Genomic DNA, 23,409 nt, shown 5'->3' with positions numbered 1-23,409 from the left:
CGCCTGCTAACCCTCATACTTCTTGAACAGAATTTCGATGAATCCATCCTTGCAGACAAGTCGCCTTTTCTCGGTCGAATACCTTAAACCTTTGTGCCATCAAAGGTAACGCTACTTCGAATAAATCAGCAGATGGCTGCTTGAAACTAATGCGCGGACGATCTGGCGAAAGCACCTTTACGATCGATTCACCTCGAGGCACACCGAGACTTTCAACTCGGGGATGAACAATTAGACCTGCGAAATCGCCGGTCGTCCCCGAAACAACGGCAGACCGACCGTCTTCGTCCTCGACCACTTCCGGCACCGAAGGTGCCACTTATTCGGACAACCTCCAGCACTGGTTTGGGCGGTCCCCACCTTCGGCCGCGAGGCTCAAACTCTTCTGAAGCTGCGGCAACCGATATCGCCCAGAGAATGCCAATCATGGCGAGCCGAAATGAAGTCATCGCGTTTTCCCTTGTCATTGTCTTTTGGACCAAACATCCACCTCGTCGAGTCCGGCACTAGCGAAGTTAGCACAACAGGGGAAATCAGCAAGATATTGCCGGCACTTTGTGCTTTGCCTACCTTGTATGCGCAATCGCACTTTGGCGGGTCGATGCCCGGTAGCGGAGAAAACACCACCACTGGCGCGGTTCTCCAGCCAAAACGGCTCGGAGACGCCCTACAGGCGGGGAGTTTGCCGTATTGCTAATGTGTTTAGCTATCCATCGCGACACATAATTGGCCCGCGCATCAGGTCTTGTTAAACTTGTCGTACCAAACGGCAAGGAAAATAACATGACGATCCTCTCGGACCAGCTTCACCTGCATCCCGATCAATTGGGCGCCTACTGGATGCCCTTTACGTCCAACCGCCATTTCAAGGCCGCGCCACGCATGCTGGCGAGCGCGGATGGCATGTACTACAAGACAGACGACGGCAAGACCATACTTGATGGCTTTGCCGGGTTGTGGTGTTGCCACGCGGGGCACAATCGCAAGCCGATTGTTGAAGCGATCCAGAAGCAGGCGGCGACGCTCGATTTCTGCCCGCCATTCCAGTTCTCGCATCCGCTTGCCTTTGAACTGGCCAATCGCATCATCGACATCTCGCCGAAGAACATGAAAAACGTGTTCTTCTGCAATTCCGGATCGGAAGCGGTGGATACGGCACTGAAGATCGCGATTGCCTGGCAGCGCATCCGCGGTGAAGGTTCGCGTACCCGCCTGATCGGCCGCGAGCGTGGCTATCACGGTGTCGGTTTCGGCGGCATTTCGGTGGGCGGCATGGTGGCCAATCGCAAGATGTTCGGCAACATGCTGACGGGCGTGGATCATCTGCAGCACACGCACAATCTGAAAGAAAATGCGTATTCGCAGGGGCTGCCCGAGTGGGGCGCGCATCTGGCCGATGAGCTGGAGCGGCTGGTGGCGTTGCACGACGCCTCGACCATCGCGGCGGTAATCGTGGAACCGATGGCAGGCTCGACCGGCGTGCTGTTCCCGCCCAAGGGTTACCTGCAGCGCCTGCGCGAGATCACGAAAAAGCACGGCATCCTCCTTATTTTCGACGAGGTGATTTCCGGTTATGGCCGACTGGGCGGTGCGTTTGCCGCCGATGTGTTTGGTGTCGAGCCGGACATGATCACTTTCGCCAAGGGCGTCACCTCGGGCACGGTGCCGATGGGTGGCGTGATCTGCTCGGGCGAGATTCACGATGCGTTCATGACCGGTCCCGCCGCTGCGATTGAGCTGTTTCACGGCTACACCTACTCGGCGCATCCGCTGGCCTGCGCGGCGGGCATTGCGACGTTGCAGCTTTACAAAGACGAGGCGCTGTTCGAACGCGCGAACAAAATGGCGGCGGTGCTGGCGAAGGCGGTGCATTCGCTGAAAGGCGTCAAGCATGTCATCGATATCCGCAGCTTTGGACTCGTGGCAGCGATTGAGCTGGAGCCGCGCGCCGGCGCGCCGGGTGCGCGAGCGTTTGATGCCTTCCTCAAGGCCTACGACAAAGGCGTGCTGATCCGCAGCGCCGCCGATAACATCGTGCTGTCACCGGCGTTCATCATTGAGGACAGCGAAATCCAGCAAATCGTCTCCGTATTGGGAGATGTGATACCAACGCTCCAGTAGGGTTTTGGGTACAGGACGACGCGAGTTCTACTTTTGCCACGGATTGCACGGATTAAATCGGTTTTTTATCCGTGAAATCCGTGGCAAGTTTTCGCTTTTACGCTTGGTATTCACTTTATGCATTCGCGGCGCATTGGCGACCACGGCGGGGCCACTGCTAATTCACGGGTTATGCCGCACTAAGGTATATTGGCGAATAATAAGGCTTGTCGGTTATATGACATCCCCGGGTGCCCACATCGTTGAAATCCAGATATGAACCTGCAACAAATCCGCTACGTCCGCGAGATTGCACGCCAGAAACTCAACCTGTCCGCCGCCGCTGTTGCTCTGCACACCTCTCAGCCGGGCGTGTCTCGACAGGTGCGCGAACTGGAAAATGAACTGGGCGTGGACGTATTTGTCCGGCAGGGAAAACGGCTGACGGCGTTGACGCCGGCAGGTGAAAGTGTGGTGCAGATAGCGGACCGGTTGTGGGCCGAGGTCGAGAACCTGAAACGCGTTGGGCAGGAATATACCCACGCGGAGGAGGGTACCTTTGTCATTGCCGCGACCCACATGCAGGCGCGCTATATTCTCCCGCCCGCGATCAAGCTGTTCACCGCCAAGTATCCGGACGTGCGCCTGTCGATTCATCAGGGCAGCCCGCGCGACCTGGCCAACGGTGTCCTTGCCGGCGAGGCAGATATCGCGATTGCGACGGAAACGCTGGACCGCTATCCGGAGCTTGTCACCCAGCCTTTGTACCGCTGGCATCATTGCATTGTCGTACCGAAGGACCATCCACTGGCGCGTGAAAAACGCCTGACGCTGGCGCGCATTGCCGCGTATCCATTGGTGACGTACGACGCCGCGTTTACCGGCCGCAGTGCGCTTGATGAGACGTTCGCGAATGCCGGTGTGACCATCAACGTCGTGCTGACGGCGATCGATACCGATGTCATCAAGACCTACGTCCGCCAGGGTCTGGGCATCGGCATCATCGCTGGCGTGGCGTTCGATCGTGAGCGCGACAATGACTTGGTGGCACTGGACGGCAGCAAACTGTTCCCCGAGCGTGTCACCAAGCTCGCGTATCGCAAGGATGCCTACCTGCGCGGCTATGTGAAAGACTTCATTTCCATTTTGTCCAGCCAATTGCAACAACGGTAATCGAACCATGAATACCATTGAATCCTTTATCGGTAATACGCCTTTGGTCAGGCTGCAGCGCATCCCTGTTCGGGGCGGCATTGCGGCGACGAACACCATCTTTTCCAAGCTGGAAGGCAACAATCCCGCCGGTTCGGTCAAGGACCGGCCGGCAATGTCGATGATCAGCCGGGCCGAGGCGCGCGGCGACATCAAGCCGGGCGATACGCTGATCGAGGCGACCAGTGGGAATACCGGCATCGCGCTGGCGATGGCCGCCGCGATCAAGGGCTACAAGATGGTGCTGGTGATGCCCGAACATTTGAGCATCGAGCGGCGGCAGACGATGCGCGCTTTTGGCGCCGAACTGGTGCTGACACCAAAGGCCATCGGCATGGAGGGCGCGCGCGATACCGCCGAGGTGCTGAAACAGGAGCGCGCGGGTCACATCCTCGACCAGTTTGCCAATCCGGACAATCCACTGGCGCATTACCTCGGCACCGGGCCGGAAATCTGGCGCGACACCGGTGGAAAAATCACGCACTTCGTGGCCACCATGGGAACAACCGGCACCATCATGGGCGTGTCACGTTTCCTGAAAGAGAAGAACCCGGCCATTCAGATTGTCGGTGTGCAACCGGCGGACGGTTCCAACGTGCCCGGCATTCGCAAATGGCCGGAAGCCTACTTGCCGAAAATATTTGAGCGGTCGCGTATCGATCGCATCCTGGAAGTCACGCAGGCCGAAAGCGAGGAAATGGCGCGGCGCCTGGCGAGCGAGGAGGGCATCTTTGCCGGTATTTCCTCGGGGGGTGGATTGGCGGCGGCGATCCGCATTGCCCGTGAAACAGAAAACGCGGTGGTCGTACATATTGTTTGCGATCGCGGCGATCGCTATCTCTCCACCGGCGTGTTTCCGGCATGAGGCGAATCGGAAAACGCCCTGCTTAGGTGTTTCCGGATGGCGGATAGGACGTAAAATAGTTGCCATGAAAATCAATAAAATGTGGATGGCGGCGTTGGCGATCGGTGTGGTCGTTGGTATCACGGGCTGCAATGTAATCAGTTTCTTCCCGCAGAAGACAGCAGAAAAGGCGGCTGATAAGGTGCTTGACGATATTCTTTCCGGCAAAGGTACAAACGGAAATCCTGCGCCAGCAGATGCGATGGCGCCATCGGCGCCGGCCGAGCCGAAACAGCAATGAAAATCACTTTGTCGACGCGGCATTGTTTGCGTCCCCTGCTGGTGGTACTTTGCCTGGTGAGCGTATCCGCCATGGGAGCGGAGACCGTGGGAGACACCGACTTCGATGTGCAGTCGCCATCCGTGATGGCCATCCGGAAAAGCCTGGCCGAGCGCCACGCCATTTTGAAAGAGCACTTTCAGGCGGGGGTGATCGGCCTCACGCACGATGGGCTGATTGCCATGCGGGAAGCCGCAGGACTGGCGCCGGATATGCGCGCCACGCTTGAACGCCTGGTGGCGGAGGACAACAAGGATCGCGGCACGCTGTATCGCGAAATTGCCCGCGCCAATGGTCGTCCCGACTGGGAGTCGCAATTCCAGAATGTCTTTGCCGAGCGCTGGATTCGCCGGGCACCAAGCGGTTGGTACTATCGCGATTCGGGTGGACGGTGGATAAAGAAGCTGCCGAGCGCCGCAAATGATGGAGTGCCGGAAAATACGGCATCCGTTGCGCCCTACCCAGGGAATTGAGCCGGTGATACCGATTCTGGTTTTTGATATCGAAACCATCCCCGATATCGTCGGTGTGCGGAAGTTGAATGACATCGATGCCGCCATGGGGGATGCGGACGTCGCGGAGCTGGCGTTCCAGCGCCGCCGCCAAGCCACGGGGGGCAGCGATTTTTTGCAGCATCATTTGCATCGCGTGGTCGCGATCTCCTGCGTGTTGCGCACCGACGACGGCCTGAAGGCATGGTCGATCGGCAAAGCCGATGACGGCGAGGCGGTGCTGATTCAGCGATTTTTTGATGGCATCGAGCGCTACACACCGCAATTGGTGTCATGGAATGGCGGCGGTTTTGATTTGCCGGTACTCAACTATCGGGCACTGATTCACGGCATCAGTGCGGCGAAGTTCTGGGACATGGGCGAGGACGATCGTGATTTCAAGTGGAACAATTACATTGGCCGTTATCACATGCGGCACCTGGATTTGATGGATCTGCTCGCGATGTACCAGCCGCGCGCGACCGCCGCACTCGACCAGATGGCACAGCTCTGCGGATTCCCCGGCAAGCTCGGCATGGATGGCTCGCAAGTGTGGGACGCCTGGCAGCGCGGTGAAATACAGCACATCCGCGACTACTGCGAGACCGATGTCATGAACACGTGGCTCGTGTACCTGCGCTTTCAGTTGATGCGCGGCGCCCTCAACCACAAAGGCTACGATGCCGAAATAAAGATGGCGCGGGACTTTCTGGCGGCGAATGAGCAGGCAGCGCATTGGAAGGCGTTCGCCCAGGCCTGGAAGTAGACGGCGCCGGTTCCGACTTCGCCTGATGCCTCCCGAGAACGCTAACGACCTCCACCAGCTCGCGATTCGCGAATTGGATAACGGGAATCTGTCCGCCGCGCTCAAGCATGCGCGCCAAGCCGTCGACCTCGAGCCGGCAAATATTCCCTGCCGCGAAACTCTCGGCCGTATCCTCTATCGCATAGGCGATCTGCCTGCTGTCATTGCGATTCACGAATCGATCGTCAAGGAACAACCGGGTAACTTGCCGGCATTGAGGCGCCTGACACGCCTGTTGATGGAAGGCTGGCAGTTCGAGCGGGCCGATACAATTGTGGCCCAGGCGCTGGCTCTCGATGGTTTGGATGCGCAGCTTTTGTCGATGCGGATTTTCATCAAGCATGAGCTTGGAAGTTCAGGTGAGGCGCGAGATCTCGCGATCGCTGCCGCGAGATTGCATCCAAACGTGTTGTCACTGGCGCTTGACGCGCACCTGCTGCTGCCGATGGTCTATCCGGACGCAACGGCGGTCGCGACCTGCCGGCAACGCTATGCCGACGGTCTGGATGCGCTATCTGCCGAGATACCGAAATGGCAAAAGTCCGCGGACCAGGTGTTCAACGTCGAGCGCTCCAATTTCCTGCTCGCCTACCAGGGTGGCGATGATCGCGAACTGCAGCAGGGTTACGCCGGCCTCATTGGCCAACTGGTGAGAACGGCGGCGCCTGAATTGAATCAGCGCCTGCCGCTGCGATTCGACGGGCAGCGCAAACTTCGAATCGGTTTCGTCAGCAAGTGGTTTTATGCGTCCACCGCGGGCAACTATTTTGAACGCTGGATCACCCAGCTCGACTCTGGACGATTTGAGCGCTACGTCTATTACACCGGACAGGGCGAAGATGAACTGACGCGGCGGATTGAATCCGGCTGCGAGTACTTCACACGCCTGCTGAAAGCGCCGCGCGAAAATGGCAACCGGATCCTCTCCGACCAGCTCGACGTACTGGTTTATCCGGAGGTTGGCATGAGTACCGGCTCATACTTGTTGTCGGCAATGCGTTTGGCGCCGGTGCAGTTCGCTGCATGGGGGCACCCGGTCACCACCGGCAGCACGGCGATCGATTATTACTTGAGCTGCGGTTCGATGGAGCCGGAAGGCTACGCCGCGCATTATTCGGAGCAGGTCATTCTGCTGGATGGTATCGGCGTCGACATCGCGCTGCCCCCGGAAGAAAGGCCCATTGAGCGATCCGCTCTGGGGCTGCCGAATGATGCACACCTGTATTTCTGTCCTCAATCGCTATTCAAGATTCACCCGGACATGGATGATGTTTTTGTGAAAATTCTGCAGGGGGACAGCCGCGGTGTGTTGGTTTTTTTCCAGGCGGGGAGTCGTTCGATCACGATGGCATTTGCCAATCGGCTGGCGGGCCGATTGGCCGCGGCGGGAATTTCGGCAAAAGGCCAATTCAAGTTTTTGCCGCGACTCAGTGGCGGCATGTTTCGCCGTGCACTTGGGCTCGCCGACGTCATGCTGGATACGTTGCACTGGTCTGGCGGTGGGACGAGTCTCGATGCGTTTGCGGCAAATGTGCCGGTGGTTTCGTTACCGGGTCCATTCATGCGCGGACGCCAGACGGCGGCGATGCTGCGGTTGATGGGGCTTCAGCAACTTGTCGCCGCGGACGTTGACGACTATGTGGCCAAGGCAATTGAACTTGCGGCCAATCGCGAGTTGAATGCGTCAATTCGCGACAAGATTGCGTTGGAAAAACGCAATGTATTCGGGCGCGCGGAAGCGAACGCAGAGTTCTCGGAGAAGATCCATTCGACCGTCATCGCGCACGCCAATCAGTAGCCCAGAAGAAGCGTAGCGTATTCCGGGATTGCGGCTTCCGATCAAGTGCCCTCGATTACGCTGCACTTCATCGCGGCACCGGCGATTGCCGAGATTGCAGGGATCGACTCAACGACGAAGATCGCCTATTGGCGGGCGTTTCCAGGCATTGCTGGCCCGGAACCCGCGCCAGCGCTGGAGTTTGTCTATTTCAAAAATTAGCCCTTGAACGGGCTGCTGTCGTCCAGTTCGTTCACGTACTGCTCGAGTCCGCCGCTCTCGCGCGCAAGAAAATCTTCCACTGCGCGTGAGAATCGCGCGTCTCTCAACCAGTGTGCGGATTGACATTTCACCGGCAAGAACCCTCGGGCCAACTTATGCTCGCCCTGCGCGCCACCTTCAAAAACCTGGATGCCGCGCTCGATGCAGAATTCCAGGGCCTGGTAATAGCAGGTTTCAAAATGCATCCCCGAGTGGAATTCCTGCCCGCCCCAATAGCGGCCGTACAGTGTCGTCGCGCTCCACAAATTCAATGCGCTGGCAATTGGCTTGCCTTCGCGTTCGGCGATGATCAGCAAAATACTCTCCGGCATGCGCATACCAATCAGCCCGAAGAACTCGCGATTCAGATATGGCGTGGAATGGTGCGTGTGGTAGGTGTGGCTATAACATTGGAAAAATAAATCCCAGTCGGTTTCCGTGATATCTGCCCCGATCAAGCGCCGGAATGTGATTCCGGCATCGTTGACCCTTCTCCGCTCCTGTTTCAGCTTCTTGCGCTTGTCGTGGTTCATGGTTGCCAGGAACTCATCAAATTGCCGATAGCAATTGTTGCGCCAATGGAACTGGATTGCGGTACGCGGCATCATGCCGGCGTCGATCAACAACTTATGCTCGGCGGCTTCCGGAAACAGCACGTGCAGCGATGACACATCGCTTTGCCTGGCGAGATTGAGGAGGCCATCGAGAAGAATCGTGCGGTCAGCCGCGGTGCCGGCCATGAGGCGCGCGCCGGTGCAGGGCGTGAATGGCACGGCCGCAAGCAACTTGGGAAAATAGTCCAGCCCGTTTCGTTGATACGCCTCCGCCCATGCCCAGTCGAATACGTACTCGCCGTAGCTGTGGCCTTTGACGTAGAGCGGCACGGCGCCACACAGTTTTTCCTGGCTGTCGCTATCGTCCGTCGGGCGCCAGAGTGTCAGGAATTGCGGTAACCAGCCGGTTTTGGCGGTGGTGCAACCGGCGTCGATCATCGATTGGAGGAACGCATGGCGCAGCGTCGGGTTTCCGCCTGCAAGCGCATCCCACTCTGCCTCGGGAATCATGGCAAGCGAATCGAGAACTTTGAGGACTACTTCGCGCATGGTCAAGGTCGGTAAAAGGCTGCCCGTATAATAAAGGCATTACCCGCTCTTAGAATTTCATCGCGCTGATATGAAAATTGCTATCGCTCAATTGAACCCGATCCTGGGCGACATGTCCGGCAATGTCGAGCGCATTCTCGACTACGCGACCCGGGCAAAGGCCGAGGGCGCGACCTTGCTGGTGGCGCCGGAACTGGCGCTATGCGGCTACCCGCCCGAGGATTTGCTGTTTCGCCGGGACTTTCGCCTGGCGTGCGCGGCGGCATTGCTGGACCTCGCGCAACGAACCCACGGCATCTCGCTGATCGTGGGCCACCCGCAATTGAAAGCCGGCAAGCTCTATAACGCCGCGTCGCTGCTGGAAAACGGCCGGGTCGCGGGCACGTATTTGAAGCAGCGACTGCCGAATTATCAGGTGTTTGACGAGAAGCGCTATTTTGAAACTGGCGATCAGCCTTTCGTATTCGACCATGAAGGCGTGAAAATTGCCGTGCTGATCTGCGAAGACGTCTGGTTTTCCGAACCGGTCGACGCGGCGAAGGCCGCGGGTGCGGAACTGATCGTGGTGCCGAACGCGTCGCCCTACGATATCGATAAGCTCGAGACGCGATACGACGTGGTGCGTGCCCGCGTGCGTGAGAGTGCCGTGCCGATTCTTTATGCGCACTGGACTGGCGGACAGGATGAGCTGCTGTTTGATGGCGCGTCGTTTGGTATTAACGCGGATGGTTCGGTCGGCTACCAAGAGCGGGAATTCGCCGAAACGATGGGGCTGGTGGAATTCGAAGATGGCCGTTTGCGGGGCGAAGTGCATCCCGCGCTGTCGACCGAGGCAAGCGTGTATCGGGCGCTGGTGGTGGCTTTGCGGGATTACGTCAACAAGAACGGATTCCCCGGTGTGCTGCTGGGTTTATCGGGCGGCGTCGATTCCGCGTTGACGCTGGCGATTGCGGTCGATGCGCTGGGGCGTGAACGGGTGCATGCGGTGATGATGCCGTCGGAGTACACCGCGCAAATCTCACTGGACGATTCACGCGAAATGATGCAAATACAGGGTGTGAAGTATTCGGAAATCCCGGTCACGCCGATGTTTGACGCGTTCAAGGCATCGCTCGCGCATGAATTCGAGGGGCGTGCGCCGGATACGACGGAAGAGAATATTCAGGCCCGCGTGCGCGGCACGCTGCTGATGGCGCTGTCCAACAAGTTCGGCGCCCTGGTGCTGACCACCGGCAACAAGAGCGAGATGGCGGTCGGCTACTCGACGCTATACGGCGATATGGCCGGCGGCTACGCGATCCTCAAAGACGTATCCAAAACGCTGGTGTACAAACTCTGTACCTATCGCAACGGCATCTCCCGGGTCATTCCGGAACGTGTCATCACCCGCCCGCCAAGCGCGGAACTGCGACCGGACCAGAAGGACCAGGATTCGCTGCCGCCATACGATACGCTCGACCAGATTGTCGAATTGTTCATGGAGCAGGACCGCTCGCCCTCGGAAATCGTGGCGATGGGATTTCTCGATGCGGACGTCAAGCGCGTCACGCATTTGCTCAAAATCAACGAGTACAAGCGGCGGCAATCACCCATCGGCGCAAAAATTACCCGTCGCGGATTTGGCAAAGACTGGCGATATCCCATAACATCGCGGTATGTTGCCAAATAGTGCCGCCATGCGGTGATGTTTGGCGTTCAACGATATTCAAGCGTTTTCAGGGGACAGGAATGAAGAAAATCGAGGCAATTATCAAGCCATTCAAGCTCGACGAGGTGCGTGAAACGCTGTCCGAGCTGGGTTGTACAGGCCTCACTGTGACTGAAGTCAAGGGCTTTGGCCGGCAAAAAGGCCATACCGAGCTTTACCGGGGTGCCGAATACACGGTCGATTTTCTGCCCAAGGTAAAAGTCGAAGTGATCCTCGCCGATGCCATGGTCGATAAAGCCATTGACGCGATTATCAAGGCGGCACGTACCGGCAAGATTGGCGATGGCAAAATTTTTGTCACGGATGTGAGTCAGGTCGTGCGAATTCGTACCGGTGAGACCAACGAGGATGCCGTATAGCGCAGTTGGGCATTAGTCGGGCGAATATGGTAATTTACAGCCTGAAATCGCGTGCAGGCGCGGCGGAAACGAAAAGATTTTTTTAGGGGGCGAAATGCTACTGGCCTTATTTTATGTATTTGCAATTCTTTGCATCATTCTCTATTACACGGGCCATCTCAAACGCTGGAATAGCGAATGGATTTTGATTGTGCTGGCCGTCGCGGTATTTCCGGCCGTTCTCTACCTCTGATCATTTCATTTTTCGCTAAACATGAAACCCGCAGGCCTCATGCGCCTGCGGGTTTTTTTCGTTTCCAGCACTGGCATGCACACAAATGCGCACAGGGCACCGCGCCTCAGGCCGGTATGCGTGCCGCCGGATCTTGCCGATAGAATAGCGTCAGTTGCTCGTACACGGCAGGGAAAGACTGTGCGATGGCATGAGGCATTTCAAAGAAGGCCTCGGTGATGACGGCAAAGAACTCCGCCGGGTTTTCCGAGGCATACGGATCAAGCGGCAGGGCATCAAGCGCATGATTGCGACTAAGGCGGCTTCGCCGGCCGTGTGCATCCGCTGTGTCGACCTGTTTACAGAAATCGAGGTAGGCCGACATGAATGCACGCTTCCAGGCCTCACGGCTCATGCCTTTTTGCATTGGCGGAAAACCGTTCGCATTGCCGTTCAGCATGTCGAGCTTGTGCGCGAATTCGTGAATGACGACGTTGTAGCCTGCCACGCCGTACTCAGGATCGCCGCTCCGGGCGACATCTTCGTATGACAGCACCACCGGGCCGCCTAGCCACGCTTCGCCGGCGAGCACATCGCGCGTGGTGTGTACCAGGCCAATCTCATCGACGACTTCGCGTTCGGGGACGAACTGGCTGGGATAGACGACGATTTCCGACCAGCCTTCGAAATATTTGATGCCGAGTTCGAGCACCAGGATGCACGCCTGTGCAGCGATCTGCGTGCGGATGAGGTCGTCGATTTTCAGGCTGTCCGCGCCAGTGATCGTTTTCTGCGCCAGGAAATCGGACGCGATCAGCCTGAGACGACGGTTCTCCTCGGCGTTCAATGACTGAACAAACACATAGCCTGCCGTTGCGCGTTTCCACAGGTTTTCGTCGACCAGCACCACCGGGCGCGCAGCAAATGTGCGTGCACGCCGCAATAGTTTTGTCAAAGGACGCAGCAGGGACTTCAGCATTAGCAAATGATTGGGCGTTGCCGGTCGCTTTTCAAGCCATCGGCAACGCGAAGACGTTGTACATCACGGACTACTTCGGTGAAGGCATGGCCGAAAATGTCTTGCTTAAGCATCCGCATGGCAAACGAGGGTAGTAACGATATGATGAGATTATTGCCAATTGTCGTGCCTGCGGACCGCGTGGTACGAATCTCTAACATTTCGGAGAACGCATGAATTGCCGTCAAGTTCTGGCTTTGGTTTTTACCCATATTCTGCTGGCTGGTTGCGCGCTACAGACGCCCGTGCCGGTTGTGAACGCAACACCCGAACCTGTCGCCGCCAGCATCGATCCTGGCATGCTGTTGAGTGGAAAAATTGTCACGATGAATGACGCGGGCGAAATCCTGGCCGGTGCGCGCCTGTGGATTCGCGCGGGCCGGATCGAGGCCATTTTTAGAGCGGGTGAGCTGTTGTCTGCAGGTGCGGCGCGCGCGCAGGCAATCGAAACCGGCGGCGTGATTTATCCGGGGATGATCGATTTGCACAATCATCCGGAGTACGCGATTTATCCGCTGATGCCCATTCCACGGGCCTACAAGGATCGTTACGAATGGCGATTCTACGATGACGCGTACAACCAGCGCATCACGTTTCCGAATGTCGTGCTGGCCGGCGCCGACTATTACAACCTAGGGCTTGAAATTGGCCGCTATGGTGAATACAAGGCGATTGCCGGGGGTACAACGAGCCTTCAGGGCGGTCGCGCAAACCTGTCGTATTCCACCACCGAGTGCCTGGTCCGCAATATCGAAAATTCGAAGATCGGGCCGCGTCTAGCCACCAGCCGCGTGGACATTGGGCGCGATGCCATCGAGTGGGCCGACCTGCTGAAAGCGAGAAACAGCGGGTTGCTGGTGGTGCACGTGGCCGAAGGGCCGAGCTCGCGTATGGCGGGTGAATATGAGGCCATCAAGAAAAGTGGCTTGGTTGGACCTGAGCTCATTGCCATTCATGGTGTTGGACTGACCGAGATTCAGCTCAAGGACATGGCTGCGCAAGGCGTCAAGCTGGTTTGGTCGCCACTGTCGAACTTTCTGCTTTACGCGAAGACCGCGAATGTGGCCGCGGCGAAACGCGCCGGCGTGAGTATTAGCTTGGCGCCAGACTGGGCGCCGTCCGGCAGCAAATCGATATTGGGGGAGTTGAAAGTTGCGGATCTGGTGAACAAGCATCAGTTGAGTGGACTGTTCAGTGATCGCGAATTGGCGGAAATGGTCACCAGGAATCCCGCGCGTGCAATGGGCTGGACAGAACTTGCCGGCCAGATCGCGCCCGGATTTGTTGCCGATTTGGTGGTGATGGATGATCGGCACGCCGACCCGTATCGTAATCTGATCGAAGCCATTGAAGAAAATGTTCGCTTGGTGGCGGTGCGCGGCGAAATGCTCTACGGTGATCAAACATTGATGGCTAGCGTCCGGACGACGAGTGATGTCGAATTGGCTGCAACCTTCGGTGGCAAGCGCGCTAAAGTCATGGCGCCGAATTGCCCCGGCAGCGGAATGCCCGTCATGAGTCTTGCCGAGACGTCGGTGCGATTGCAGCGCGGACTCAGCATGGATGCAAATTTTCTATTGCAGCAGATGAAATTCCGGCCAGACGCCGAAGTGAAAATGGCGGCGGAATTGGCGCGCTGTCCGGGTGGCGCGCCAAACGGGGCATTGACGATGGAAGACACAAAGCGTTTTTTGAGTTGCCGCTTCAAATTGCCGTATGAGAAAACCACTTTGAGCCCGCTCGTCACCAACGAGGATGCCGAGTGGATGTCGCGGTTGATGGTCAATCCCAACATTCCGGCATACCTAAGGGCGTTACCGGACTACTATCGCCTGCCTTAGCCGTCAGGGTGCCAGGCGCTCGATCTTCCAATCGCCGTTATTGAGCCGGTACAGGATGCGATCATGCAAACGATCAACGCGTCCCTGCCAGAATTCCACCACCTGCGGCACGACGCGGTAGCCGCCCCAGTGTGCCGGGCGCGGCGGATTCTCGCCGTACTCCGCCGCAAACGCGGATACCCGTGCTTCCAACGCGGTGCGTGAAGGCAGCACGTGACTCTGCGGTGATGCCCATGCACTGATACGGCTCGCCAGCGGGCGGCTGCTGTAATAATCGTCCGACATCGCTGCGCTGATTTTTTCAACGCGGCCCTGGATGCGAATCTGCCGTTCGAGTTCCGGCCAGAAGAAAAGCAGCGACGCGCGATTGTTCGCGGTCAGATCCTGCCCCTTGTGGCTTTCGTAATTGGTAAAAAATACAAATCCGCGCTCGTCGTAGCTTCTGATCAGAACGATTCTCGCGGAAGGGCGTGCTTCCGCATCGCAGGTGGCAAGCGTCATTGCATTGGCTGCCGGCAGTTGCGAGTCAAGCGCTTCATTGAACCACTTATCGAATTGCCCCAGGGGCGTGATCGCCACGTCACTCTCATCGAGCGTGGCGAGCATGTAGTCGTTGCGGAGGTCGGCCAGGTTTGTCTTGGTGGTCATTGGAAGGGGAGTTGGAGGGATTTTTCGGCCATGCGCGAAATGCTGCGTTCGAATGGGGCGCGGGCAAGTTCATCGAGTGCAATCCAGCGCGCACCCAGCGACTCGTCGGAAATCGTCACCGTGCTGTCAGGTGAAATCATGAGGTAACGCAGGTCGTAATGCAAATGTGCCGGCTCGTTGACGCGCGCGGGAATGGAATGCACGTCGACGTCGAACAAATTTTCATCGGCAAGTTGCAGTGCGGCAAGACCGGTTTCCTCGTGCGCTTCGCGCAATGCGCCCGCCGCCGGCGAAGCATCTTCGTCATCGAGATGTCCGCCTGGCTGCACCCAGCAATTCAGTTTGGCGTGATGCAGCAGCAGCGCATGTGTGCGTGTTGAATTGAGCACCCATGCCGAAGCGGTGATGTGTCCGTCGAGAGTGGAGCGCTGCCACCAGCGTTGCGAATTGCGCTCGACAAACGCAACAATTCTTTCTCGATGAATGCGCTCATCAGCATCGTGTGCTTGATGAAACGAGAGCGCTGAGAGGAGGGTTGGCGTATGCATGGTGGAATAGAAAACCGTTCATCTTAGTCGGTCTGGGGGCCATCCGCGGATATGTCAGTGCGATGGCCACGTTGCGTGTATACAACGACGTGTTGCACATTCTTGCAAAGAATGCGTTATATTTGCGCCTGTGGTTCGGTTCACTCTCTGAAACAGGGGCGCTCCGCCGCAAGTGTTTGGGAATTTCCGTTAACAGACTGGAGGATTTACATGGCTGCAAAGAAACCCGCTGCAAAGAAACCCGCTGCCAAAAAGCCGGCAGCCAAGAAGCCCGCGGCAAAGAAACCCGCTGCAAAGAAGCCCGCAGCGAAAAAACCCGCTGCCAAGAAACCCGCTGCCAAGAAGCCGGCAGCCAAGAAAGCTGCTCCCAAGAAGCCCGCTGCGAAGCGTAAGCCGAATGCAGCCTTCATGAAACCCATGACGATCAGTTCGGTTCTCGGCGCAGTCATCGGTGCAAATCCGATGCCCCGCACCGAAGTCACCAAGAAGCTCTGGGACTACATCAAGAAGAACAAACTGCAGGATGCCATCAACCGCCGCATGATCAATGCCGACGAAAAGCTGAAAGCCGTATTCGGTGGCAAGAAGGTCGTTTCGATGTTTGAAATGACCAAGCTGGTTTCTTCGCACCTGAAGTAATCGGTTTTTTTGCTCGAACGGGCCGGTGGCGCGAGACTCGCGTCGCCGGCTTTTTTGCTTTTGGATCGCTGGAGTCGCGCCAATGTCCACTATGAATCGTGTTGTCCGGTTGATCGCCCGCCCGGTCGGCGAGGCAAAGCGAAGCGACTTTTCCTTTGCCGACGAGCCAATTCCCGCTTTGATGGACGAGCAGATTCTCGTCAAAGCGCTCTACCTGTCGCTTGACCCTGCCATGCGTGGCTGGATGAACGAGGGCAAGTCATACATTGCCCCGGTGGCGCTGGGTGAGGTGATGCGCGCCGGGGGTGTCGGGGAAGTGGTGGCCTCGAACCATCCCAAGTTCGCCGTCGGCGACATGGTCTCGGGCATGATCAATGTGCAGACGTGGTGCATCTCCGATGGGCGTGGATTCACCAGGGTCGATCCGGCGCTGGCCCCATTGACGACGTATCTCAATGTTTTGGGTATGCCTGGCATGACCGCTTATTTCGGCCTGCTGGAGTCCGGACAGCCGAAGCAGGGGGAGACAGTCGTCGTGTCCGGTGCGACGGGCGCCGTGGGCGCTACGGTGGGCCAGGTGGCCAGGATCAAGGGCTGTCGCGTGGTGGGCATTGCCGGGGGCAAGGAAAAATGTGATTACGCGATAAAGGAACTCGGTTTCGACGCCTGCGTGGACTACAAGAATCAGGATGTCCGCAAGGGACTGAAGGAAACCTGCCCAGGCGGGATCGATGTGTTTTTCGACAATGTCGGCGGCGAGATCCTGGATATTGTTTTGACCAGAATCAATTTAGGGGCGCGTATCGTGATTTGCGGCGCCATTTCGCAATACAACAACACCGAACCTGTGAAAGGACCCGCCAACTACTTATCACTGCTCGTCAACCGGGCGCGCATGGAAGGCATCGTGGTTTTCGATTACGCGCCTCGGTACAAGGAGGGGGCGATGCAGTTGGGGCAATGGCTGAAGGAAGGGAAGTTGGTCTCGAGGGAGCATGTGGAGGAGGGGATTGATCGATTTCCTGAGGTGCTTGCGATGTTGTTCAAGGGGGAGAATTTTGGGAAGTTGGTGTTGAAGGTGGCTTCTGCCTAAGCAACGCAATGAAATCTGGGCGGCGCAACCGTTGAGGCGGGCGTTGCGCTTGCATCAACGCGCAGAAGAATGATTTCGGCAGCTCATTGTGAGACTTGGATTCCCGTCTTTACGCCAAGATGGCAACAGAAAGCCTAGCACTGGCGCGCCTCGCCAGCCATTTGCCCGTCAGAGCCCGCGCCAGTGCTTGAGTGTCAACACAATGCGCTCGGGAAAACTTCCCTCAGCTTTCTGCCGCCACTTGTACATCCCCCAACCATTTTCCCAACACCCGCATCGCCCCCAGCACCAGTAAATCCAGCATGCAATAAAACGCCCCCGCGGAAAATGGTGGATTGGCGGACGTCAGTTGCACCCACGGCGCCACCGGCCGCCACGCCCAGTTGCCGAGCGCGGTGCCGTAGAGTTCCATCACCAGTGCGGCGACAAACATCGTCGCGTAGAGTGATTTCGCGCCGCTGGTCAACATGCAGAATGCGTAAATGCCGAACAGCACCACGCCGAAGCGATCAAATCCGCCTGTCCACGCGTATATCGCCCAAGCCAGCGCCGCAATAGAAATCATCCACATGCCTGCGATGGGCAGTCGGCGCGCGTATACCAGGCCCAGCGTCATGAGCAGCGCATGTCCTGGCGGCACAAATAGCGGAACGTTGTGGAACTGATAGTCATAGAGTCCCCAAACCAGCGACAGGATGAGTTCACCGGTGCCGGCGATGATCGTGCAGACGATTAGCACGCGCTTTTCTTCACTGCCACCTTTCCGGTATAGCCACAAGAACACTGTGAAAGTCCATGCGATGGCGACAATTTGTCCAGGCCAACCAAATGCAGAATCCAGCGCAAGGCCGCCACTGATGACGGCGATGATGTTGAGCGGAACCGTAAACGGCGCGTGGCGCCAGATACGCAGGTGCATCGGCGAGTCAGTGCGCAAGCGTCAATCCTTCAAGCGCGATGCCAGGGGCGCTTCCGGAGATCATGTCGCTCACGACCTTCGCGCAACCGCACGCAAGCGTCCAGCCGAGCGCGCCGTGTCCGGCATTGAGGTAGAGGTTTGCGATCGGCGAGGTGCCGACTAGTGGCGTACCTTTGGGCGTAGCCGGGCGCAGGCCGCACCATGGTTTGAGATCGGCTGAGTAGTCCCCGGCATCGGGAAACACCGACCGGGCATGTTTGACGAGCAAGCCGACTCGCACGGCGTCGAGTGTGGTGTCATAGCCGGCAATGTCGGCCATGCCGGCGATTCGCAATTCACGGCCGAGCAGCGCATAGACCACTTTGTAGGCGCTGTCGGTGACGCTGATGCGTGGCGAGTTCGCCGCGTTCTTTGCCGTGCCCGTGTCCAGCGTCAGGCTGTAGCCTTTCAGGGGATAGATCGGCAGGTAGAACCCCAGCGCCTTTGCGTGCCAGGCATTGGCTGCGCCCATCGCCATCACAAATGCGTCGGCCGCGAGATCACCTTTGTCGGTGTGCACGGCCGTGATTTGGCGCTGGCCACCTGATGTTTCCGTTGCCAGGCGCTGCACGGTTTCCGATGTACGGAAGACTACGCCCCGGCTGGACAATAACGTTTCCATGCCGACGCAGAAGTCGTGGCAGTCACCGGCGTCTTCGGACGGCGTATGGATACCGCCGACCACGCGGTGTCGGATGTTCTCCAATGCTGGTTCCAGGGCCAGGCATCCGTTTCCATCGAGCGCATTCTGTTCGCTGCCGAACGCGCGCTGGAAATCAAGCGTGCGTTTGGCGCCGTCGAACGACTCCTGGTCAGAGAAAATGACGAGTTTGCCGTTACGCCTGTAATCGAACGCGACCGGCTCGCTGGCAACGATTTCGTGAATCAGTTGCTGGCTGTAATAGGCGAGGCGAAGCAAATGAACGGTAGAGATTTCTGCCTGCGGTCGATTGCAGGCATTGAGAAAGGCAAACAGCCAGCGCCATTGGTCAATATCAAACTTGGGGTAGAACCGCAGCGGTGAATCCGCGCGCAGCAGCCATGGAGGAATTTTCGGAATGACACCGGGACCGGCAAGCGGTGCGACGTAGCTGTAAGAAAGTTGTCCGCCATTGGCGTAGCTGGTTTCGAGCCCCGCGTGCGGATTGCGTTCGATGACCGTAACCTGATGCCCGGCCTTGTTCAGGTAATAGGCGGTCGTGATACCAATGATGCCCGCCCCGAGGACAACGACGTGACTCATCGCATCACTTGAACAATGTTGTTGAAGTCATCGGTCCACAATTTCCAGCCCGGTTCGGGCGGGATGATATAGGTCGCGTCGAGAATCGCCGGGTTCATCAGCAGGGTGTTGGTTTTCGCCAGCAGCACCCAGTCGCTCGTGGTGGAGCCATCCTCATAGGTGTCGCGCACCCACGCCACTTTGAGGCCGCGCTCTTCCGCGATCATCTGCACCACCGGTTTCAGGTCGAGAAAACGGTTGGAGACGTGAAACGCAATCACACCGTCGGGTTTCATGTGCTTCCGGTAAATGTCCAGCGCCTCGAGCGTGATGAGATGCACCGGAATGGAGTCGCCCGAAAAGGCGTCAATCGCCAGCACGTCAAAATTTTGCGCGGGTTCACGTTCGAGATTGAGGCGGGCATCTCCCAACGAAATCTCGACCTTTGCAGGGGTATCCTTAAGGTAGGTGAATTCGCGATTGGCGATGGTCACGACTTGCGGATTGATGTCGTAGAAGCGGACGGTGTCGACCTTGTTGCCGTACGCGGCGATGGTACCGGTTCCGAGGCCGATCACGCCGACCTTGCGCGGCGCATCGGGATTGCGTCGCTCCATCAGCAGCAAGATGCGGCCGACGCCGGACTTCGCCTTGTAATAGGTGGTCGCCGCCCGGTTGTAGGGTGGGTACAGGTACTGTTCGCCGTGCAATATCGCACCGTGTACCAACGAGCGTTTGTGGTTCTCGCGGTCCGCCGGCGTGTATTCCTTCACCCGCAGCGTGCCGTAAAAATTGCGCGTCATCAGCACCACATCTTCGCGGAACTCCTTCACCGTGTAGATCGCCGCCAAAATCGTAAACACGCAAACCATCGCGCCGATGCCAACAAAGCCGATGTGAAAGCGTTTCCAGAGTGTCGCCGTTGCCAGCGCCGCCAGCAACACAATTGCAATTTCAAGTTCGAAGTAAGCAGGCAACGTGAGCGGCGCGACCACGCCCACCAGCATCGAGCCAAGCGCGCCACCGACCGACACCATCAGATAGAACGTGGTGAGATAGGCAGGATGCGGCTTGCGCGCCACCAGTTCGCCATGACAGAACATGCAGGCGACGAAAAGGCCCGTCAGGAACAAACCGATCTGCCAATAAAGCTTGAAGTGCATGTCCTTGTCCGCCAGCGTCCATGCCATGGCGACAATGGCGACTGCCAGAAGCGGCACGAACAGTTTCCGCTGGTACCAACCCGCTTCCCCCACTTTTGCGTCGAAACAGAGGATGAATGTGATCAGATACAACACCAGCGGCGCCAGCCAGAGGAGCGGAATGGAAGAGATATTTTGCGTGAGGTGATTGGAGACGGCCAGCAGCAGGATGGAGCCCAGTGCTGACAACAGAATCCACATTAACTTCTGTTTGATGGCGGGGGCTGGGGGAATGGCGATCGCCTCCGGCACCGGAATGTCCGTCGCATCGGCGGCGATCGCTTCTGAAGTCGATCGCAATCCAAACCAGGCAGATGCCGCAATCAGCGCCGCAAACAATCCGAATCCCGCCGACCAGCCGACTGCCTGCTGACGGGTGCTTATCCACGGTTCGAACAGGAACGGATAGCCGATCAGCGCAAGCATCGACGCCAGGTTGGAGAGTGCAAATAGCCGGTACGGGCTGGCATCCGGGTAGCTGCGGGAAAACCACGCCTGCACCAGCGGGCTCGTGGTTGCGAGCAGGAAGTAGGGCAGACCGATTGTTGCGGCCAACAATAGCAGGATGCGAATGCTTGGCTGTTCATCGCCCTGTGGCTTCCAGGCGGCATCCGGGATGATTGGCAGCAGTAATAATGCGATCGCAATCAACGCAACGTGCAGGATTGCCTGGCGCCTGGCACTAAGTTTGCGCGTGGTCAGGTCGGAATAGAAGTATCCGGCCAGCAGCGCGCACTGGAAGAACACGAGACATGTTGTCCACACCGCTGCCGAGCCACCGAACCACGGCAGAATCTGTTTGGCAATGACTGGCTGAATGAGAAACAACAGGAATGCGGAAACAAAAATCGTGAGGGCGTAGAGGAGCATGGGCGCCATTTTCGCATGACGCGGGAATTTTCAGCCACCGGTGACAACGGGCAGCAGGTAAAATCGTTATGACTCCTGCCGTTCTCCTGGTTCGGGGATTCTCCGACCATCAATTTCCCGCCATGAACACAACCCGCTCGGCATTCATCGCCGGTCTTCGCGACCAGTCCCCCGGCATTATCGGCAACATGCCTTTTGGGCTGATCACCGGCGCCGCCGCTTCCGCCGCGGGCGTCGATCCATGGCTGGCACTGGGCATGTCGATTATTGTGTTTGCCGGTGCATCGCAACTCGCGGCTATTTCGCTGATGGCCCAGCACGCGCCGGGCGGCCTCGTCGTGCTGACGGTATTGATCGTGAATTTGCGCATGATGATGTATAGCGCGGCGATGGCGCCTTATTTTCGGCATACGCCCCTGGCACGCAAGTGGCTGTTTTCGTATCTGCTGACCGATCATGCATTCGCGCTGATTACCACCAAGTTCGACAAGCAGCGGCCACCGCAGCAACTTGATGCCTACTACTTCGGTGCGACCTCAACCATGTGGTGGGTATGGCAGATCAGCGTGGCAATCGGTATTTTTGCCGGCGCACAGGTGCCGGCAAAATGGTCGCTGGATTTTGCGATTCCGCTGGTATTTCTCTCGCTGGTATTGCCTGCCCTGTTGTCGCGAAGCCATTGGGCCGCGGCCATTGCAGCTGCAACCGCCGCCGCGTTTTGCGCAGCCCTGCCATTGCGGCTTGGCCTGATTGCGGGCGCCGTGACCGGTGTGATGGTCGGCATGCTCTTCGAACGATTTGCATCGGATCGTGGCGGGGGGCGCGCATGATCGACTGGAACGGCTGGTTGACCGTCGTTTGCGCGGGCGTGGTGACGCTCGGTGTTCGCGCGTCGTTCATTGTGCTGCCGCCCGATGCCAAGGTGCCCGGCTGGCTGCTGCAGAGTCTGAAATATGTTGCTGCCGCCGTACTGCCCGCGCTGATTGCGCCGGACGTGCTGTTCCGCGACGCGCCGCCGGGTGAGTGGCTGAATGTGTATCGCATTGTTGCAGCATTGATCGCCACGGCATTTGCGCTCAAGACCCGGAGCATATTTGGCACGCTCGCTATCGGGATGCTGGTGTTGTGGCTGTTGAAATGGTGGGGGCCGCTCTGATGTTGCAGTCGCTGATCCTGACACTGTTGCTGATTGAGTTCCTGCTTTATGTCTGGCTCGGCAGACACATGGCCGCCCTCGGGTCGTCGCCATTGCAGATCGGCGCCCTCATCCTGCTTATCGCCATGCTTTGGCGGTTGTCTCATGCCCTGCTGAGCTATCTGGTCGCGGCGCTATTGCGCTGGCGCGATAACCGCCCACTGCCGCTGGGGAATAGTCTCGCTGCGTTGGCGAGCGAATTGAAGGCGCGCGCAATCAGCTTCAACTGGAGCCAGGCGTTTCCGGATTGGGCGCTCGGGCGCGACCCGGTTGGCAGTAAGACCGGCGTGCCGATCCTGCTGGTGCACGGCTTCTTTTCCAATCGCGGGATGTGGATACGATTCCGGCAGCGGCTGGTTGCCGCGAATATTGGGCCTGTCTACACGGTGACGCTGGAACCGCTGACCGGATCGATCGATGCGATGGTTCCAAAGCTTGAGGCGCGCATCAATGAAATCCTGCGCGCAACCCGTCAGGAGAAACTTGTCGTGGTTGCACACAGCATGGGCAGCCTCATCACCCGTGCGTACATGGCGCAAAACGGGTCAACACGAATTGGCCGGTTCATTACGCTCGGGGCGCCCCATCACGGGACACAGTTGGCGGGCGTCGGAATGTTCGCGTGCGCGCGGCAGATGAAATATCAAGGCCCGTGGCTGGCGATGCTGGCCGATATGGAAGCCGCCGACCCGCCGGATATACCGACCCTGTCGATCTACACCGTGAATGACGACCTCGTGTATCCGCCCGAATCCGCCGTGCTGGAATGGGCCGAGTGCGTGCCGGTATCGGCAGTCGGGCATGTCGGTTTGCTGTTTTCGGAGCCGGTCGCGAATCGGGTGATTACGGCGATCAGGAAACACACTTTCCCAGCATAAAGCGCGGAAACTCTAGCACGGGCGGGGATTTCAGGGCGTTTATGGCCTGTGAGGCGCTACAGTGCTTGTGTTTTACCTTTGTGTGA

24 protein-coding genes are annotated in these 23,409 nt (G+C 58.0%); 17 read left to right on the top strand and 7 right to left on the bottom strand.

The genetic code is table 11. The features are described 5' to 3' along the window. Positions 1 to 783: 783 nt before the first annotated feature. The 8 genes from IPP88_19265 (at position 784) to IPP88_19230 (ending at position 7,791) form a co-directional block, all read left to right on the top strand. A complete protein-coding gene (locus tag IPP88_19265; protein ID MBL0124757.1) occupies positions 784 to 2,121 on the top strand; it encodes an aspartate aminotransferase family protein in 1,338 nt (445 codons plus the stop codon). Between the two features lie 255 nt (positions 2,122 to 2,376). Further along, a complete protein-coding gene (locus IPP88_19260; protein MBL0124756.1) occupies positions 2,377 to 3,273 on the top strand; it encodes a CysB family HTH-type transcriptional regulator in 897 nt (298 codons plus the stop codon). Between the two features lie 7 nt (positions 3,274 to 3,280). After that, positions 3,281 to 4,177, top strand: coding sequence for a cysteine synthase CysM (gene cysM, locus IPP88_19255; GenBank protein MBL0124755.1), 897 nt, complete (start codon positions 3,281 to 3,283; stop codon positions 4,175 to 4,177). A 64-nt stretch (positions 4,178 to 4,241) separates the two neighbouring features. After that, positions 4,242 to 4,457: a hypothetical protein gene (locus IPP88_19250; protein MBL0124754.1), complete on the top strand. Its 216-nt coding sequence runs from the start codon at positions 4,242 to 4,244 to the stop codon at positions 4,455 to 4,457. Continuing rightward, positions 4,454 to 4,969, top strand: a complete 516-nt coding sequence (locus tag IPP88_19245; protein ID MBL0124753.1) for a YdbL family protein — start codon at positions 4,454 to 4,456, stop codon at positions 4,967 to 4,969. Before IPP88_19250 ends, IPP88_19245 begins: the two co-directional genes overlap by 4 nt. A gap of 4 nt (positions 4,970 to 4,973) precedes the next feature. Next, positions 4,974 to 5,753, top strand: coding sequence for a 3'-5' exonuclease (locus IPP88_19240; protein MBL0124752.1), 780 nt, complete (start codon positions 4,974 to 4,976; stop codon positions 5,751 to 5,753). Positions 5,754 to 5,778: 25 nt separating this feature from the next. Next, complete coding sequence (locus tag IPP88_19235) at positions 5,779 to 7,590, top strand: hypothetical protein (protein ID MBL0124751.1); 1,812 nt, start codon at positions 5,779 to 5,781, stop codon at positions 7,588 to 7,590. A gap of 45 nt (positions 7,591 to 7,635) precedes the next feature. Next, entirely contained in the window at positions 7,636 to 7,791 is a 156-nt protein-coding gene (locus IPP88_19230; protein ID MBL0124750.1) for a hypothetical protein, read from the top strand. Here the strand turns inward: IPP88_19230 and IPP88_19225 are convergent. Further along, positions 7,788 to 8,933: an N-acetyltransferase gene (locus IPP88_19225; protein ID MBL0124749.1), complete on the bottom strand. Its 1,146-nt coding sequence runs from the start codon at positions 8,931 to 8,933 to the stop codon at positions 7,788 to 7,790. The genes IPP88_19230 and IPP88_19225 overlap by 4 nt on opposite strands. A gap of 70 nt (positions 8,934 to 9,003) precedes the next feature. On the opposite strand from IPP88_19225, the gene IPP88_19220 reads away from it, so the two are divergent. The 3 genes from IPP88_19220 to IPP88_19210 all read left to right on the top strand — a co-directional run bounded on the left by IPP88_19220 (position 9,004) and on the right by IPP88_19210 (position 11,232). After that, a complete protein-coding gene (locus IPP88_19220) occupies positions 9,004 to 10,602 on the top strand; it encodes an NAD+ synthase (protein MBL0124748.1) in 1,599 nt (532 codons plus the stop codon). Between the two features lie 59 nt (positions 10,603 to 10,661). Continuing rightward, positions 10,662 to 11,000 (top strand): P-II family nitrogen regulator, encoded by a 339-nt coding sequence (locus IPP88_19215; protein ID MBL0124747.1) that lies wholly within the window; start codon positions 10,662 to 10,664, stop codon positions 10,998 to 11,000. Between the two features lie 94 nt (positions 11,001 to 11,094). Continuing rightward, the gene (locus tag IPP88_19210) at positions 11,095 to 11,232 is read left to right on the top strand and encodes a hypothetical protein (GenBank protein MBL0124746.1); all 138 of its coding nucleotides are present in this window, start codon (positions 11,095 to 11,097) and stop codon (positions 11,230 to 11,232) included. A 106-nt stretch (positions 11,233 to 11,338) separates the two neighbouring features. Here the strand turns inward: IPP88_19210 and IPP88_19205 are convergent, their stop codons facing one another. Continuing rightward, positions 11,339 to 12,190 (bottom strand): zinc-dependent peptidase, encoded by an 852-nt coding sequence (locus IPP88_19205; GenBank protein ID MBL0124745.1) that lies wholly within the window; start codon positions 12,188 to 12,190, stop codon positions 11,339 to 11,341. 212 nt (positions 12,191 to 12,402) lie between these two features. On the opposite strand from IPP88_19205, the gene IPP88_19200 reads away from it, so the two are divergent. Continuing rightward, the gene (locus tag IPP88_19200) at positions 12,403 to 14,070 is read left to right on the top strand and encodes an amidohydrolase family protein (protein MBL0124744.1); all 1,668 of its coding nucleotides are present in this window, start codon (positions 12,403 to 12,405) and stop codon (positions 14,068 to 14,070) included. Between the two features lie 3 nt (positions 14,071 to 14,073). On the opposite strand, the gene pdxH is transcribed toward IPP88_19200, so the two are convergent. Next, positions 14,074 to 14,718, bottom strand: coding sequence for a pyridoxamine 5'-phosphate oxidase (gene pdxH, locus IPP88_19195; protein MBL0124743.1), 645 nt, complete (start codon positions 14,716 to 14,718; stop codon positions 14,074 to 14,076). After that, entirely contained in the window at positions 14,715 to 15,266 is a 552-nt protein-coding gene (locus IPP88_19190; GenBank protein MBL0124742.1) for an NUDIX hydrolase, read from the bottom strand. Before IPP88_19190 ends, pdxH begins: the two co-directional genes overlap by 4 nt. A 210-nt stretch (positions 15,267 to 15,476) precedes the next feature. Here IPP88_19190 and IPP88_19185 point away from each other — a divergent pair, with 210 nt between their 5' ends. Both IPP88_19185 and IPP88_19180 read left to right on the top strand, forming a co-directional pair. Then, positions 15,477 to 15,905 (top strand): SWIB/MDM2 domain-containing protein, encoded by a 429-nt coding sequence (locus IPP88_19185; GenBank protein ID MBL0124741.1) that lies wholly within the window; start codon positions 15,477 to 15,479, stop codon positions 15,903 to 15,905. 82 nt (positions 15,906 to 15,987) lie between these two features. Beyond that, the gene (locus IPP88_19180; protein ID MBL0124740.1) at positions 15,988 to 16,998 is read left to right on the top strand and encodes an NADP-dependent oxidoreductase; all 1,011 of its coding nucleotides are present in this window, start codon (positions 15,988 to 15,990) and stop codon (positions 16,996 to 16,998) included. Between the two features lie 223 nt (positions 16,999 to 17,221). Here the strand turns inward: IPP88_19180 and IPP88_19175 are convergent, their stop codons facing one another. The 3 genes from IPP88_19175 to IPP88_19165 are packed head-to-tail and all read right to left on the bottom strand — an operon-like array spanning position 17,222 to position 21,259. Continuing rightward, the gene (locus IPP88_19175) at positions 17,222 to 17,935 is read right to left on the bottom strand and encodes a hypothetical protein (protein ID MBL0124739.1); all 714 of its coding nucleotides are present in this window, start codon (positions 17,933 to 17,935) and stop codon (positions 17,222 to 17,224) included. Further along, complete coding sequence (locus IPP88_19170; GenBank protein MBL0124738.1) at positions 17,925 to 19,199, bottom strand: D-amino acid dehydrogenase; 1,275 nt, start codon at positions 19,197 to 19,199, stop codon at positions 17,925 to 17,927. The genes IPP88_19175 and IPP88_19170 overlap by 11 nt, the downstream gene beginning before the upstream one ends. Further along, the gene (locus IPP88_19165) at positions 19,196 to 21,259 is read right to left on the bottom strand and encodes a fused MFS/spermidine synthase (protein MBL0124737.1); all 2,064 of its coding nucleotides are present in this window, start codon (positions 21,257 to 21,259) and stop codon (positions 19,196 to 19,198) included. Before IPP88_19165 ends, IPP88_19170 begins: the two co-directional genes overlap by 4 nt. A 113-nt stretch (positions 21,260 to 21,372) precedes the next feature. Here IPP88_19165 and IPP88_19160 point away from each other — a divergent pair, with 113 nt between their 5' ends. The 3 genes from IPP88_19160 to IPP88_19150 are packed head-to-tail and all read left to right on the top strand — an operon-like array spanning position 21,373 to position 23,323. Beyond that, positions 21,373 to 22,080, top strand: a complete 708-nt coding sequence (locus IPP88_19160; protein MBL0124736.1) for an AzlC family ABC transporter permease — start codon at positions 21,373 to 21,375, stop codon at positions 22,078 to 22,080. Continuing rightward, complete coding sequence (locus IPP88_19155) at positions 22,077 to 22,406, top strand: AzlD domain-containing protein (protein ID MBL0124735.1); 330 nt, start codon at positions 22,077 to 22,079, stop codon at positions 22,404 to 22,406. Before IPP88_19160 ends, IPP88_19155 begins: the two co-directional genes overlap by 4 nt. Beyond that, on the top strand, positions 22,388 to 23,323 hold the full coding sequence (locus IPP88_19150; GenBank protein ID MBL0124734.1) for an alpha/beta fold hydrolase: 936 nt from the start codon (positions 22,388 to 22,390) through the stop codon (positions 23,321 to 23,323). The genes IPP88_19155 and IPP88_19150 overlap by 19 nt, the downstream gene beginning before the upstream one ends. Positions 23,324 to 23,409 lie beyond the last annotated feature (86 nt).

The sequence above is a fragment of the Betaproteobacteria bacterium genome (genome assembly GCA_016720925.1).
Taxonomy (GTDB): domain Bacteria; phylum Pseudomonadota; class Gammaproteobacteria; order Burkholderiales; family Usitatibacteraceae; genus UKL13-2.
Note: the sequence above shows the minus strand (reverse complement) of the source record. Positions and strands in the feature narration are given on the sequence as shown.

Excerpts from the sequence above, each read along its gene's own strand:
- IPP88_19265 (MBL0124757.1), top strand. The coding sequence starts at position 784 with ATGACGATCCTCTCGGACCAGCTTCACCTGCATCCCGATCAATTGGGC.
- IPP88_19260 (MBL0124756.1), top strand. The coding sequence starts at position 2,377 with ATGAACCTGCAACAAATCCGCTACGTCCGCGAGATTGCACGCCAGAAA.
- cysM (MBL0124755.1), top strand. The coding sequence starts at position 3,281 with ATGAATACCATTGAATCCTTTATCGGTAATACGCCTTTGGTCAGGCTG.
- IPP88_19250 (MBL0124754.1), top strand. The coding sequence starts at position 4,242 with ATGAAAATCAATAAAATGTGGATGGCGGCGTTGGCGATCGGTGTGGTC.
- IPP88_19245 (MBL0124753.1), top strand. The coding sequence starts at position 4,454 with ATGAAAATCACTTTGTCGACGCGGCATTGTTTGCGTCCCCTGCTGGTG.
- IPP88_19235 (MBL0124751.1), top strand. The coding sequence starts at position 5,779 with ATGCCTCCCGAGAACGCTAACGACCTCCACCAGCTCGCGATTCGCGAA.
- IPP88_19225 (MBL0124749.1), bottom strand. The coding sequence starts at position 8,933 with ATGCGCGAAGTAGTCCTCAAAGTTCTCGATTCGCTTGCCATGATTCCC.
- IPP88_19220 (MBL0124748.1), top strand. The coding sequence starts at position 9,004 with ATGAAAATTGCTATCGCTCAATTGAACCCGATCCTGGGCGACATGTCC.
- IPP88_19215 (MBL0124747.1), top strand. The coding sequence starts at position 10,662 with ATGAAGAAAATCGAGGCAATTATCAAGCCATTCAAGCTCGACGAGGTG.
- IPP88_19210 (MBL0124746.1), top strand. The coding sequence starts at position 11,095 with ATGCTACTGGCCTTATTTTATGTATTTGCAATTCTTTGCATCATTCTC.
- IPP88_19205 (MBL0124745.1), bottom strand. The coding sequence starts at position 12,190 with ATGCTGAAGTCCCTGCTGCGTCCTTTGACAAAACTATTGCGGCGTGCA.
- IPP88_19200 (MBL0124744.1), top strand. The coding sequence starts at position 12,403 with ATGAATTGCCGTCAAGTTCTGGCTTTGGTTTTTACCCATATTCTGCTG.
- pdxH (MBL0124743.1), bottom strand. The coding sequence starts at position 14,718 with ATGACCACCAAGACAAACCTGGCCGACCTCCGCAACGACTACATGCTC.
- IPP88_19190 (MBL0124742.1), bottom strand. The coding sequence starts at position 15,266 with ATGCATACGCCAACCCTCCTCTCAGCGCTCTCGTTTCATCAAGCACAC.
- IPP88_19185 (MBL0124741.1), top strand. The coding sequence starts at position 15,477 with ATGGCTGCAAAGAAACCCGCTGCAAAGAAACCCGCTGCCAAAAAGCCG.
- IPP88_19180 (MBL0124740.1), top strand. The coding sequence starts at position 15,988 with ATGTCCACTATGAATCGTGTTGTCCGGTTGATCGCCCGCCCGGTCGGC.
- IPP88_19170 (MBL0124738.1), bottom strand. The coding sequence starts at position 19,199 with ATGAGTCACGTCGTTGTCCTCGGGGCGGGCATCATTGGTATCACGACC.
- IPP88_19165 (MBL0124737.1), bottom strand. The coding sequence starts at position 21,259 with ATGGCGCCCATGCTCCTCTACGCCCTCACGATTTTTGTTTCCGCATTC.
- IPP88_19160 (MBL0124736.1), top strand. The coding sequence starts at position 21,373 with ATGAACACAACCCGCTCGGCATTCATCGCCGGTCTTCGCGACCAGTCC.
- IPP88_19155 (MBL0124735.1), top strand. The coding sequence starts at position 22,077 with ATGATCGACTGGAACGGCTGGTTGACCGTCGTTTGCGCGGGCGTGGTG.
- IPP88_19150 (MBL0124734.1), top strand. The coding sequence starts at position 22,388 with ATGGTGGGGGCCGCTCTGATGTTGCAGTCGCTGATCCTGACACTGTTG.